The following is a 12913-nucleotide window of genomic DNA, read 5'->3' as shown; positions in this document are numbered from 1 at the left end:
GGCGTGGAAGCGGAAGTACCGCAGGGAGGGGCGAGCGGGCCCTCAAGACGTTGGCCAAGCTCTTGAAGACCTATAACGTGCGGCTCGGGGTGGCTCTGCCGATCTCGGGAGCACAGCACTGAGTTGAGCCTTGCGGGCCCGCTTGCCCTCTCGTGCGTTCTGGTGCCCCTCGTGCTCCTGACCTCATCCGTTCCCGGTATCGCGACGAACGAACACGAACGCTGCGGCGCTTGTAAACAGTGCTGCCCAGGCAGCCATCACCAGTCCTCCGGGCAGAGGGTCGAGAAGACCGGCTCCTGGATACGAGGTGAGGAGCTGGATGCCCGCCAGGTCGGGCAAGAACTTCAGCGGCGGCAGCATGCTGACGAGCGAGATGGTGAGGCCCAGCACCAGCGGAACGAGGACGACAAGCGTGACGATGAACGTGCGGGCGAGCGCAGTGATCGCCGCGGCGATGAGCGCGATGAGCACGTAGTTGATGGTGACCGTGAAGAGGTTCAGTGCCATGCCAGGTGAGAACTCCGTGATAGCAAGCCCCTGCCCATGTCCGTGCTCGGCGAGTGCTGCGTGCTTGAGCAGCACCGCGGCGCTCGTGGCGATGATACTGACTGCGGCTGCCAGGCCTGCGATGACGATCAGCTTTGCGGCGAACAGTCGGCTGCGTTGCGGGGTCGCCAGCAGACTCGTGCGCAGGCTCCCGTCAAGGTACTCGCTCCCGACGATGAGCGCTGCGAGCAGGATGACGAGGGGCTGTCCGAACCCGGCGGTCTCGAATCCGTGCGCCTCCGGCGTGAGCGCTGAGGCAGCAGAATTCGACGCCGCAGGATTGAAGGCGAGACCCGAGGCGAGGGCGAGGACGGGCGGTGCGACGAGCGCTGCAGCGACAGTGCCCTGAATACTGCGCAGCATGAAGGCCTTCGTCAGCTCGGCCTGAATTGTGTGGATCATGGTTCCTGGCTCTGTCCGTTTCTGATTCCCGGGCTCTCTAAAGGTCTCGCCGGGTAAATGAGATCGCGGCGGCGATCAGCAGGGCTACCGTCCATGCCGCTTGGACGAGTCCGCACATGAGCGGCTCGAGTGTGGTGCCGGATGCGGGATCACTGTACAGCGAAGCGCCAGCGGCGATGGGCAGGAACTTCGCACCTTCCCAGAACCCGGCGAGGAAGTCCCCGATGCCGATCACGAGGGGGGTGATGAGGATGAGGGGCAGAATGGCAGTCCGTGCCAGGGTGCCGATCGCGAGGTTCGACCAGATCGCCGGGTTCAGCGCCCAGGGGTCGACGCTGGTGTGGCCCGCAGCGTGCGTGATGACGATCGTGCCCCACATCGTCAGGAAGGCGATGACGCCGGCGAGCACTGCCAGCAGTGCTGCTTTCACTACGAACACACGCAGTCGTTGCGGGGTTGCCAGCAGGGTGGTGCGGATCTGGCGACCGGAACCGTACTCGCTTCCGGCCCATAGCGCGGCAAGCGCGACGATCAGGACGTAGCCGAATCCTGCCATCTCGAAACCCTGGAACTCCTGCGGAATGGGCTTGGAGGAGAACAATCGCGGATCGTCCGTAGGCAGGTCGTCACCGGAGCCGGCGTTCGACCAGGCCATCGGCCATGTGCCAAGGATCGTTACCAACGCGAGGATCCAGGTAGCTCTGGCGGTGACCAGCTTCGTGCTCTCGGAGCCCACCAGCGCAGTCGCATTCTGCAGTGCTGTGCCTCTGATTCTGCCTTTGCTGGCCTGACTGATGCTGTTGCTGTTGTCGGCGGTTCTGTTGTTGGTCATCGCTCCCCCTTGCTGCGCTCGTTGGCCAACTCGGCACCGTGGGCACGATAATCCGAGTGCTCGTCAGTGAGCGCGAAGAACGCGTTCTCCAGCGTGCCGTGGCCACCCTTGACATCGGCGGCAAGGCCCTGGGCGACGACACGACCCTGAGCGATGACGACGAAGTCGTCCGCCGTCTCTTCCATCTCGCTCATCAGGTGACTCGAGACGAGGACTGCTTTCCCGTCGTCGGCCTGTGCACGCAGGAAGCGTCGAATCCATCGGATACCGTCCGGGTCTAGACCGTTGGTCGGCTCGTCGAGCACGAGGACTCGAGGGTTGCCCAAGAGCGCCGTGGCTATGCCGAGCCGCTGTCCCATGCCGAGCGAGAACCCGCTGATGCGAGTCCGAGCGGCATCTCGCAGTCCCGTGAGCTCGAGCACTTCGTCCACACGCCGCGACGGGATCGCATTTGACTCCGCTACCCAGCGGAGGTGCGCGCGTGCAGTGCGGCCTTTGTTCGCGCCCGGGCCGTCGAGCATCGCGCCGACCTCCCAGAGGGGACGACGCAGGGATCGATACGGCTTCCCGTCGATTAGAGCCCGTCCGGAGGTCGCTCGGTCGAGGCCCAGGAGTATGCGCAGGGTCGAGGATTTCCCGGCCCCGTTGGGGCCGAGGAACCCGGTGACGCGACCGGGCCTGGCGGTGAAGGTGATGTCGTCGACGACTGTACGGGAACCATGGCGCTTTGTCAGATGGTGTACTTCGATCATGCATCCAGTCAACTCGGTTTGGACGGCCGGGTCAGTCTGCGAGAGTCGACAGTGTCGTTTGGGCGGGCTCTGTTGGCTCTGCTCTGTTGGCTGTATTGTGCTGGTCTAGCGAGCTGGCGAGCCGAGCCCGACGAGGTTGTTCTCGTAGGCGATCACGACCAACCCGGCACGGTCACGGGCATCGAGCTTGGTGAGGATGCGGCTGACATAGGTGCGCACTGTCGTCACGGTGACGAACAGTGCGCCGGCGATCTCGGTGTTGGAGAGTCCTTGGCCGATCAGCACGAGCGTCTCGCGTTCACGCTCTGTCAGGTACTGCAGGCCGGCGTCGGCTCGCCGGGAGGAGAACTGTCCGATGAGCCGCTTGGTGACCTCGGGAGCCAGCAACGCGTTGCCCTCGTGCACGACGCGGATAGCATGCAGCAATTCTGTCGGCGGGCTGTTCTTCAGCAAGAACCCCGACGCTCCTGCGCGCAACGCCTCGTACACGTACTCGTCGAGATCGAACATGGTGAGCACGATCACGCGAGGGCTCTCTGTGCTTCGTGGGTTCTCTGGACTCTGCGCACGGGCGGCGAGCCTGCGCGTGGCTTCCAGGCCGTTCATTCGTGGCATCTGCACGTCCATCAGCACAACGTCGGCGCGGTAAGCATCCACGAGCCTGAGCGCTTCGTCGCCATCGGACGCTTCTGCAACGACGCGCATGTCGGGCTCTGCGTCGACAAGCAACCGCAGCGATCCCCGGATGGCTCGTTCGTCGTCTGCGATCAGCACTCGGATTCCACTCATTTCTCTCTCCCGTCACGTGCTTCAGCCACCGACAACGGCAGAGTCGCAGTCACTGTGAACCCGGGCGCTGCAGGGTCAATGAGCACCGCGCCTCCCATCAGCGCGACACGCTCCCGAACCCCGGTCAATCCATTCCCTTCATGGCCCGCGCTACCACTGGCACCGACGCCGTCGTCGCGGACTTCGAGCTGCACCCGGTTCGCCAGCACCGTCACCGTGATCGTCGCCGAAGATGCTGATGCATGGCGGATAATGTTCGTCATCGCCTCCTGGGCGACGCGGTGGAGGGTCGTGCGCACATCGGCGGGCAGCCGGTCGACGTCGTCGGGTACCTCAAGCGTCGTGCGGATGCCGGCGTGCTGGGCTGTGCGGGCGAGGTCGGCGAGGATCTCGCCGAGTGGCGCGGACACGGTTTCCGCTGCCGCGTCCGTCGTTCCGGGACTCGGGGCCGTGCCGCCCGTGCCGCCCGTCTGCTCGGAACCGCTCGAGCGCTCCCGATTCAGGAGCGTCTTCAAGTCTGCGAGTGAGCTCCGTGCGTCCTGCTCGATCTCGCGGAGCGCCTCTCGCAGGTCATCCTCGCTCAGGGACGTGATGTGTGCGGTGACGCCGGCGCGCACACCGATCGCACCCAGCGAGTGCGAGAGCACATCGTGCACGTCCCGGGCGAGACGCAGCCGTTCCTCGGTCCGGGATCGCGCCGCGGCATCGCTGCGCGCCTCGCGGGTGCGCACGCCGAGGATCCACGCCATCGAGAGCACCACCGCACCGAGCAGCATGCCGCGCAAGCGGTCCTCTATGCCTTCTGCGCCCAGGCCGAGTGCCACCAGCAGCAGCGTCGCACCCGACGCGACCATCCACCAGGGGGCTGCACGCACCCCGCGTCGTTCGGCGAGAACGAGCACGCACCACCCGGTCAGCACAAACGGATCGTAAGTCATACCGAGCGTCCAGGCGGTGCACGTGGCTACCAGCGATACTCCGACCGCAGACTCCGGCCACCTCTCCCGCAGCAGCACGGAGGCCAGCACGATCAACGCCAGGCTGATCTGCATCAAGCGCCAGGCAGAGGCAGGAGCAGAAGCAGAAGCAGAAGCAGAGGCAAACGAAAGATCAGCCTCGGGCGCGGAAGCGGTGAGCCACAGGACAGCGATCAGCACGATCCCGAGGAGCGCGTCACGCAACACAAGGAGCCAGCCTTCAGTACGGGGCACGAGTTCTCCTTGTCAGTTCATGCGATTCGCGAAACGGGCTGGTTGCTCGTGGGGCCGAAACGCTACCCGCCCATACGGGGCAGCAGCTGATGTTCAGCGCTCACGGTAGAGGGTTGTCGGGGCGACCAGCTCGTCATGCGTTCCTCTGCCGACTATCTTGCCACCCTCGACTATGAGGATCTGGTCGAACTCAATGACAGTCGAAAGTCGATGTGCGACGACAAGCGGCGTTCGATCGGCGGAGAGGGGCGTAGATCACGTCGCGCATGAGCTGTTCGTTCTTGCCGTCGAGGCTCGAGGTCGACTCATCCAGAAGGAGAATGGGCGCACCTGTGATCAGTGTTCGTGCAATAGCGAGCCGCTGCCGCTCGCCACCCGACAGAGTGACCCCACTTTCACCAGCCGTTGCGTCCAGCCCCTTCGCATCACGTTCGACGAGTTTCGGTGATATCGACGCCGTTGACCAGAATCTCCCCGGCAGACGGGCGATAGAATCTCTCGATCAACTGGAGGATCGAGCTCTTCCCGCCACCAGAGGGACCGACCAGCGCATGGGGATATGAGAATCTGAGGCGTGGTTGCGCCGGGCCGGAGATCAGCACCACGCCTGCCGGTGTTACATCCCGCCACGTTGCCGTGTTTGAGGCCGGCGTTCTGGATGATGCCTGGGTTGCGGCCAATTTTGTTTCCTCGCGGAAATAATTCTGCTGACTCCAGGCTTGCCACGCTGTCTCCGGACCACCAAGCCCGATCGTGATTCGCTCCTGCTTGACGGGAAAGGACCTGCGTCAGCCAAGCGGTCCAGGTACCTGACGAGGGCAGCATGGAAGAGCAGCAGTTTCGTGCCCGCAATTATAGGATGCATTGCCAGCCATGCTCCTAGAATGCTCAGGCAGGACAGGAGAACCATGGTGGAGAGGCCGAATGTCCCTTCCGGCCACGCCAATGAGGCACCAGGCAAGGAGGCGAAGAACCTCGCGGTGCAGGCAACGCAATTGGCAAAGAAACCCGCCACGAAAATCAGTAGCCCTCCCAGTAGCGGGGCGAAGGGCAGCAAGGGCACCGCGGCCGTTCCAAGGATGGTGACGGGCCCCACGAACGGGGAAGCAGCAATGTTGGCAACAAGCGCGAATGGCGAGAACTGTGGTTGCAACAGGACAATTACCGGGCTGCAAAGAAGTTGCGCGGACAACGGAACAGCCAGCCCGGCAGCTGCCCATCGCGGCACAATCCGTGGCGTCCACTTGACCACTTGCTGCCCGATCGTGACGATGCCCAGCGTGGCCAGCACTGACAGGATAAATCCGTAACTGGAGCCAAGTGCGGGATCAACCAGCAGCAAGCCGATCACCGCCAGACACAGGAAACTGAGTCCCCTGCCTGGTCTTCCGCCAGCCAGGGCCATCAGTCCGATCGAGCCCATGAGGGCTGCCCGGAGGACGCTGGCGTCCGGCCCCACCACCAGGACAAAACAGCCGAGGCCACCCAACGCGCATACTGCGGCTATCCCGCGTGGCAGGCGGAGACTACGGGCCACCAGAAGCAAGGCCCCAAGGACGAGGCTGCAGTTGGCACCAGTGAATGTTAAAACAGCAGGTGGGTCTCCTTGGAGCAGCGTTTTCGCTGGTCCACCCGTCTTCGTGCTATTCAATGATGGACCTGGCGCGACGATAAGGCCCATCGTCCGGTCGTGATGGACGGCGATCAGGTCCTTGCGGGAGTCCATCTGACAGGAGGTCGACCGACCAACGTTGAAACGCGAGATGGGTGGAATCGGGCCCGAGGCACGGCCGCCAAGTGCTCTCGTGTCATGAACTCGTTTTCCATGACCACCCTCCTGCGACAGCCTCACGAGACCCGACCGCGGACGAGACCCGGAGTCCGAGTCTCGTCCGGATGTGCCTCAAGGTAGACCTCCGCGATGTGCTTGTGCTGAGCCTCCGCATCTCGGTGCAATGGCTATTGCCTATCCTTGGCCACCTCGAGTGCCCTAGCCTCCTCGTCAAATCGATACAGCAGGCTGCAGGCGACCATGATGCCCTGGACCGCGTTACGCCTGTTGAACTGGCGGGGACTCACCGTGTGCGCCGTGGCGTTGCGGCTGAATGTCATCGGCACCTTGTCACCGTCGGCTACGAAGAATTGTTGGTACGTCTGCCACATCGGAGCGAACGCGATGAACTGGCGAACGCTGAATTCGTCATAGGCATCCTTGGTACGCTTCCCGTTCCGATCGGGGGTGTAGTTCTTGCGATCCTTCCCAAAATACGAAGTCAGGATTGCGTCGATGAGAGATCCGGCAAGTGCCTGGGCGGCCTCAGCATGTCCCGCGTCCAAAGCATCGAGTGCCGCCACGGCGTACCGGACGTACGCTGCAACCGCGTCCGACCCGCATGCCCCTACGACCGCGCGGCAGTCGGCAGAGATCGGTTTCCACCGTCGACCCAGGATCTCCCGCCGTTCTCGCGCCCCGTTTGCCCGGATCAACGCCTCCGCGATCGAGGCCCGGGGCAGACCATAGAGGGGTATGCCGTCGGCCATGACGACCTGCTCGACTTCCTCGAACTCCAGCCCTTCGACGCTCCGCAGGTTCGGCGGGTAGAAGGCCGCACGTAGTGATGCGAGTGCTGGCGCGATGTTCTTTAGCCACGTTGTCTGCTGTGCCGCGAACTGCTCTGCAACCCGGGCTGCGCCCGCAAAGATACTGAAGTCGATGTTCTTTGTCAGTTGCGAGGCAACCAGGTTCAGGTTGGTCTGTACAAGTGCATGCCCCTTGAAAATATCGCTGCTGATACTGGGAAACTGCTTCTGCCAAAGCGGCTGCATGTCGACCAACGGCTTGATCGCTCTGGCTACCATGGATTGCTGCGATTCGACGATGCGCGAGAAGGCAAAGATGTTCTTGAAAATCGATTCGGGGACTTTGAAGTTCGGGAGCTCGATGTTGCCGGCCAGCGACTGCTGGATGCCTTCCAATGTCTTTGCTAGCTTTGCTTTCTGTTCAGGCGTGAGGACGATGCGATCGTCCGCATCGTCGGTATTCTCCTCGACTTCGTCGGCGGAGTCTTCTGGATGGTCGTTTTCGCTCACGAGAGCAGAATAACGGGGACCGCCGACATTGCCGGACTATGCTCGGCAAAACCGCAGACGCATTCACCGAACACCGCGACATCTGGCTCGACGAGGCTGAATACGAAGTACTAAACAGCTCGATTCCAGACCAAGAGATTTGAGACACCTGCCCGTGGCATAATCCTGTCTTGACACGGAAGTACCTGACGGACCGCACCGGGGCCGCGGATGAGTCCAAATCGGACAATCGCGAATGCCCGCCAGTCCGCTGCTATCGGTATCCGACTGCTCGCAAATATCTCGGCAAGAGCACACCAGCAACATGGGCTAGCCCGGACACCAGGGACAGCATCGCCGCAGTGTTTCAGAGGGTCCGAGTTGACGGCGGCGTCGGCTGTCAACTGCTTACCGTACTTGCGCCAGTCCTCGAATGCCAGTTGCTCTGCACTGCCCGGTTCAAACTGAAACTGGATCGGCCGCTCGTTCACCCGCCCCTGTGAACTGTTCATATATGTGGAACGTGATGCACGTGCCGTCGGACGCGATCTCCTGAGCTGCTGCGATGAGCCCAGGTACATGATGCAACTGCGGCACTGCCGGGTCTACGCTGAGCCGTCACCATCCAACACAAGATGCTCACGTAGCTCTCCAAGCGGTCAATTGAATATGTGAAACTATCGCCTCATGGGAATAGTGCACTATCTCGAATATCGAGAGCATCAACGCCAACGAGTTCAGACGAACGACACGATGATGGGCCTGTTAGCGGGCTCGAAGCTGGCATCTCAAACGCTGATGCTCACGGCCGGATCAAAACTTCTTATGAGCGACATCTTTCCCGGCGTCGAGCACGTCCGCCGGTTCAATTTGACAACAGACAAGGCGCGGGAAGTCCTTGACGATGCCGAGGAACTACTGGGCATTCTGGCCGTCCCTCAAGTGATGGCCCTGCAAGAGGACCTCATGGTGGGAATGCTCGAACTCCTGGAGAAGAATGTAACCGGCGTTGGAAACATCTCGGAAGGCGCTAAGGCCGCAAACGTCCACGAAAGATTTGAGTCTGCGACCGGGAAAAGTTTCACTCCAGAGTCACTAAGCCTTTTTCACCTGATCCGAAAGGCAAGAAATACCCACATTCATAGCGGCGGCAAAGCAAACCCGGCGCTTGTGAATGCAGTCAGTGCGTCCGACGCGCAAACCCTTCAAGTATGGAGTACTGTCACGAAGACGACATTTCGCACGTACAGCTTGGGCGACAAAGTCGATCTTGGCCTCTCGGAACTAATCGGAATCCTGGCTGTCACGAAACGCTTGGCGGAAGAGGCCAACTCCATACTCCAACACGCGCTTCCGAAGAGCACCTGGGCGGACATCGCTGTTGTCGATTGGCTTGAGACTCGGAAGCCTGGCGACAAAAATCAGCAATACAAGCAACTGCGGGGACTGGCAAAATTCCAGTACGGACCCGTGAACCTCTCAGACCAGGACCTACAGGCGGCTATGGCAAGGGCAGGTGTGGCTTAAAGAACGGAGGAGTTGTACCCTCAGGACCAACTCCTCCGTCAACAACAGCCGGTTGCTTTACCAGTTAAGCTACAACTCTCCAAAGGAGACCGCCGGGACTTGAACCCGAAACAACCCGGTTCTGTGAAGTACTCGGTCGCGAACCAGCGTGACCCAAGGCCAGGCACTCCTAGAACTGGTAAGAATTTACAGGAAACGTCACAGCCACCGCAACCTTTCGCGGCGGACATTGATACCCAGCTCGCGGCTGGCGGTCTGGGCGGACCCCGGGGCTAAGCCAATGGGTATTCCCATGGTTGATTTCCCCGGTCCTGGACTCGGTGTCAGCCGAGTGTGCGCTGAAAGTCGAATACCGGGGCCTGGGACTGCCCCCACCCCGGTCCGAAGACCGGGGTGTCAACGATGACCCGGCTCATCCGTAAAGGATGTCTCGACTCATCATTCACGGAACATGGGGCCATACGAACCCTCTCGGCATGGTTTAGCACCTAAGCCAACGAGGAAAATCAAGAAAAGGGACACCAAAGAGGTTGGGCGGGTCATCCCCGAAACCTAGAGTTACTTTGCTGTTGAGTCCCTTGGTGTTTGCTGGGGGAATCCACCTGCGCCGAGCCTTGCTTCTTTGTCGTCCGTGCACGGGGTTCGAAACACCCAGGCGGGATCGTAAACTTCAGATGTGGCGAATGTAAGGGGAATGCGTGGGAGTCATTGAAGACTTCGTAAGGGAGTATGAACGCGAGATTGACTTCTGGGAGGCCGCGGCGCGCTCGGCCTGCGGACTGTTGGAGACGGAGCTTGCCAGCTCGGGCCTTCGGGCTATCGTCACGAGCCGGGCTAAGTCTGTTGACCGACTATTAGAGAAGTTGCGTATCCGTGATCGCAAGAACTCGTATGCGTCGATTTCGGCGATTCGCGAGGATATTGTCGACCTTGCCGGAGTGCGCGTTGCTCTCTACTTTCCTGGTCAGATGGATGAGGCCGAGCGCATCATTCGAGAGACACTGGGTGTGGACGACAGCAAGTCCTTCCCTGAGGACAAGGGCTCGAAAGCTCCTGATGCCGGCCTTGATGGCTCTGACGCCGGAAAACCGGCGGAGCGCGCGCAGCGGTTCTCTGGTTATGGGGCGCGGCACTTCCGGGTTCACATCCCCGCATCAAAGTTGAACCCGGATCAGGAGCGATATGCGTCGGCGCTCATTGAGGTCCAAGTAGCGTCTGTACTTATGCATGCCTGGTCCGAAGTTGAGCATGATCTGGTGTACAAGCCGCTAGAGGGTGAGCTGTCCCCATCAGAGTATGCACTGCTAGACCAACTCAACGGACTGGTTCTTGCTGGCGAGATTGCGCTTGAACAACTTCAAAAGGCTGGAGACGAAAGGGTTGCCGCCGCTAAGACTCCTTTCCGGGACCATTACGAGTTAGCTGAATATCTTCGCACGCGCTTGAAGGAACTAGGCATTGATCTCACGGACGCAACTTTGGGTCGAGTTGATGTGCTTTTTAGGTTCCTCACTGATGAAGGGGAGGCTACTGCGTCTTCTGTTGGACCGTATGTGGGCCTGCTAGAGCAGGACTTCGAACACCGGCCCGTTGCCGACCAGCTGGCCGATCTTATGCTCTCTGGTAGCTCGAGCCGCTACGAGGCGTACTCACGGGCTATGTCAGAGGCACGCCGCGGTTCTCGTCGCGCTACCGTCGCTGATTTGAAAGCTGACTCGGCTGAGACTCTGGCGCTTGGCGAGTTCATCACAGCATGGATCCTGCTTGAAAATCTTCTGAATAGCCTCTACCAGTCATCGCCCACAAAGTTGCCTCCCATCCTGATCTTGGTCAGACGGTTGCGCGCTCGTGGCATCATTACGCGGGAGCAAGAGCAAGAACTGGCGGTGATGCGTGAGCTTCGAAACCGCCTTGTGCACGGAAAAGCGGGCAATGTTCCGCCCACTCACCTAATCGAAGCGGCTACCTGGCTACGTGAGTTAAGTGAATCCATAGAGCGGCGCGCGACTGAAGACGGTAACAAGTAGCGCTCAATTGTCCCTAGGGATGTTTGCTGGTTGAAACGAATCTGATCCTGACCAGTGTTGGCCGGATATGCGCCGGAAGGACCAATATCGGCGGTTTCGTGATCCGTCCTCACGAGAAGGGATATGGAGAGCAATAGCGAGGTCAGTCACGAGCCTGCATCGCCCGAGCGGAACGAGTTCACGATCGGAGCGATGTCGCTGGTGTTCTTTGTGGTCGCGGCGGTTGTGTTTGGCATGACCTTCGCGGGAGCCGGAAACGGCGTCGACGCTGGACATGGACTCGCCGCTGCATTCATCAGGTTCTGCTTTCCGATGGTCATCGTTGCCGGCATCATGAGCGTCATCGCGGTGACCAGGAACAAGGGCCGCGTGCCCGGCGCGATCACCCTGGCAGCAACAACCGCGGTCATCCAGCTCAGCATCTGGGGCTTCCTGAGTACGCTGGTGTTTTAGGCATTCGATTCGCCGATCGGGTCTTGCGGCTGAATCGCCACCAGATGCGGGAAGGTATATCCATGACCAGCAGCTTCCCGGGGCAAGAGCCAACATGACCGGACCCGATGAGGACGTGTGGACTTCCAGGCGCAGGGAATCGCCGGGAGAGGCTCTGAAGGCCAGCGCCGAGCTGTCCGGCATGTTTGATGCGGTTGATTCCTGGTACGTCGACGGCGCTATCCGACTTCCACGCGTACAACCACGCTCATCGCTGCGCGGAGACGACAGACGGACAAGCCCATACCCGTTGTCCCATGCAGTGACCCGCAACCTGCTCGTTGCGATCGATCATCTTCATTCGTTGCGGGCTTCGCTGTTCCTGGCCAACTCGTTGCACACCTACGCACCGTTCACACTCATTCGTGGCAGCCTCGAAGGCTCCATCAATGCCCTCTGGCTCCTGAAACCGGAGCAGCGGAGCGAACGAATCAGCCGTCACATACTTGCTTGCCGCGCTGACGACAGGGATCAGAACACCATGGCTGACTGCCTTGACGAGCCACCTGCGACGCCCAGAGACGACTGGGTCGAGAACCTTATCGGTGAATGCGGTCTCGACCGTCATAGGGTACGGGGCGGTGTTCCCTCGTTTGGATCCATCGCGAAGACGGTCGACAAGGAAACCTGGTCCGACGGCGACAACCTAGGTGAACTGGGTTGGAGGATGTGCAGTGGCATGGCACACGGACGGGAGTGGTCCACGTTGGATGTCCTCCACCGCCAGTTGATGAAAGAGCACGTCAACGGAGTGGCCGAGGTCCGGCTCACCGCAGGAATGACGGTCGTTTCAGTGCTAACCCAGCTCGCGTACATGATGCTGACAGAGGCGGTCCGTCTCTATTCCAGCAGGTCCGCTCCACAATACTGAGGCCTATGCACCTGGCTCCAGCTCGTGCGGCTCGTCGGGCTATTGTGTTCCACACGCCCTCCGAGTGAACTACGTCCGAAACAACGGACCCGAACTCGTCTAAGCACCACCTGGGTCGCAGCAGTCCAATCGGTTTTCCACATATGCCAAGACTCCCCTACCGATGGCCGGCCTGTGATGTTGGACTGGCTCCATGTTCAGCTACGAAGACATCATCGTGCTCGGAGAAGAACGAGTCCTCGTCATCCAGGAGCACAAGGCCGGCCGCTGCAGAGCTGAATAGCCATTGTGCCAGAGCGTCGCCGGCTGTCAGGCAAGTCTCCTGTCCGACGGGTTGGGCCGAGGCGGCCCGGAGAAAGCAGCCAGCCGTTGAGATACCGCACGGCACGAGGTTG

The 12913-nt window shown here is 60.9% G+C and carries 11 protein-coding genes and 1 pseudogene; 4 read left to right on the top strand and 8 right to left on the bottom strand.

All coding sequences use genetic code 11. The annotated features are described in order from the left end of the window. Positions 1-183: 183 nt before the first annotated feature. The 8 genes and pseudogenes from M1E02_RS10200 to M1E02_RS10165 all read right to left on the bottom strand — a co-directional run bounded on the left by M1E02_RS10200 (position 184) and on the right by M1E02_RS10165 (position 7622). Positions 184-948 carry an ABC transporter permease gene (locus M1E02_RS10200; RefSeq protein ID WP_479377909.1) on the bottom strand — a complete coding sequence of 255 codons (765 nt, stop codon included), beginning with the start codon at positions 946-948 and terminating at the stop codon, positions 184-186. A gap of 37 nt (positions 949-985) precedes the next feature. Continuing rightward, positions 986-1780, bottom strand: coding sequence for a hypothetical protein (locus M1E02_RS10195; RefSeq protein ID WP_479377908.1), 795 nt, complete (start codon positions 1778-1780; stop codon positions 986-988). Then, positions 1777-2532: an ABC transporter ATP-binding protein gene (locus tag M1E02_RS10190; protein WP_479377907.1), complete on the bottom strand. Its 756-nt coding sequence runs from the start codon at positions 2530-2532 to the stop codon at positions 1777-1779. The genes M1E02_RS10195 and M1E02_RS10190 overlap by 4 nt, the downstream gene beginning before the upstream one ends. A 105-nt stretch (positions 2533-2637) precedes the next feature. After that, complete coding sequence (locus tag M1E02_RS10185) at positions 2638-3306, bottom strand: response regulator transcription factor (RefSeq protein WP_479377906.1); 669 nt, start codon at positions 3304-3306, stop codon at positions 2638-2640. Between the two features lie 11 nt (positions 3307-3317). Then, the gene (locus M1E02_RS10180; protein ID WP_479377905.1) at positions 3318-4532 is read right to left on the bottom strand and encodes a sensor histidine kinase; all 1215 of its coding nucleotides are present in this window, start codon (positions 4530-4532) and stop codon (positions 3318-3320) included. A gap of 62 nt (positions 4533-4594) precedes the next feature. Then, positions 4595-5083: pseudogene (locus M1E02_RS10175) on the bottom strand (ATP-binding cassette domain-containing protein); the annotation flags it as partial. Between the two features lie 65 nt (positions 5084-5148). Continuing rightward, a complete protein-coding gene (locus M1E02_RS10170; protein ID WP_479377904.1) occupies positions 5149-6069 on the bottom strand; it encodes a ComEC/Rec2 family competence protein in 921 nt (306 codons plus the stop codon). A gap of 422 nt (positions 6070-6491) precedes the next feature. Beyond that, positions 6492-7622 (bottom strand): hypothetical protein, encoded by a 1131-nt coding sequence (locus tag M1E02_RS10165; RefSeq protein ID WP_479377903.1) that lies wholly within the window; start codon positions 7620-7622, stop codon positions 6492-6494. Positions 7623-8426: 804 nt separating this feature from the next. On the opposite strand from M1E02_RS10165, the gene M1E02_RS10160 reads away from it, so the two are divergent. The 4 genes from M1E02_RS10160 to M1E02_RS10145 all read left to right on the top strand — a co-directional run bounded on the left by M1E02_RS10160 (position 8427) and on the right by M1E02_RS10145 (position 12518). Then, complete coding sequence (locus M1E02_RS10160) at positions 8427-9128, top strand: hypothetical protein (protein WP_479377902.1); 702 nt, start codon at positions 8427-8429, stop codon at positions 9126-9128. Between the two features lie 698 nt (positions 9129-9826). Beyond that, a complete protein-coding gene (locus tag M1E02_RS10155; RefSeq protein WP_479377901.1) occupies positions 9827-11155 on the top strand; it encodes a GTP pyrophosphokinase in 1329 nt (442 codons plus the stop codon). Between the two features lie 123 nt (positions 11156-11278). After that, positions 11279-11608 (top strand): hypothetical protein, encoded by a 330-nt coding sequence (locus M1E02_RS10150; RefSeq protein ID WP_479377900.1) that lies wholly within the window; start codon positions 11279-11281, stop codon positions 11606-11608. Between the two features lie 94 nt (positions 11609-11702). Next, complete coding sequence (locus M1E02_RS10145) at positions 11703-12518, top strand: hypothetical protein (RefSeq protein WP_479377899.1); 816 nt, start codon at positions 11703-11705, stop codon at positions 12516-12518. Positions 12519-12913 lie beyond the last annotated feature (395 nt).

It is taken from the genome of Arthrobacter sp. Z5-13 (assembly GCF_056499105.1).
The sequence above is the reverse complement of the archived record's forward strand: the minus strand, read 5'-3'. Positions and strand labels throughout refer to the sequence as shown.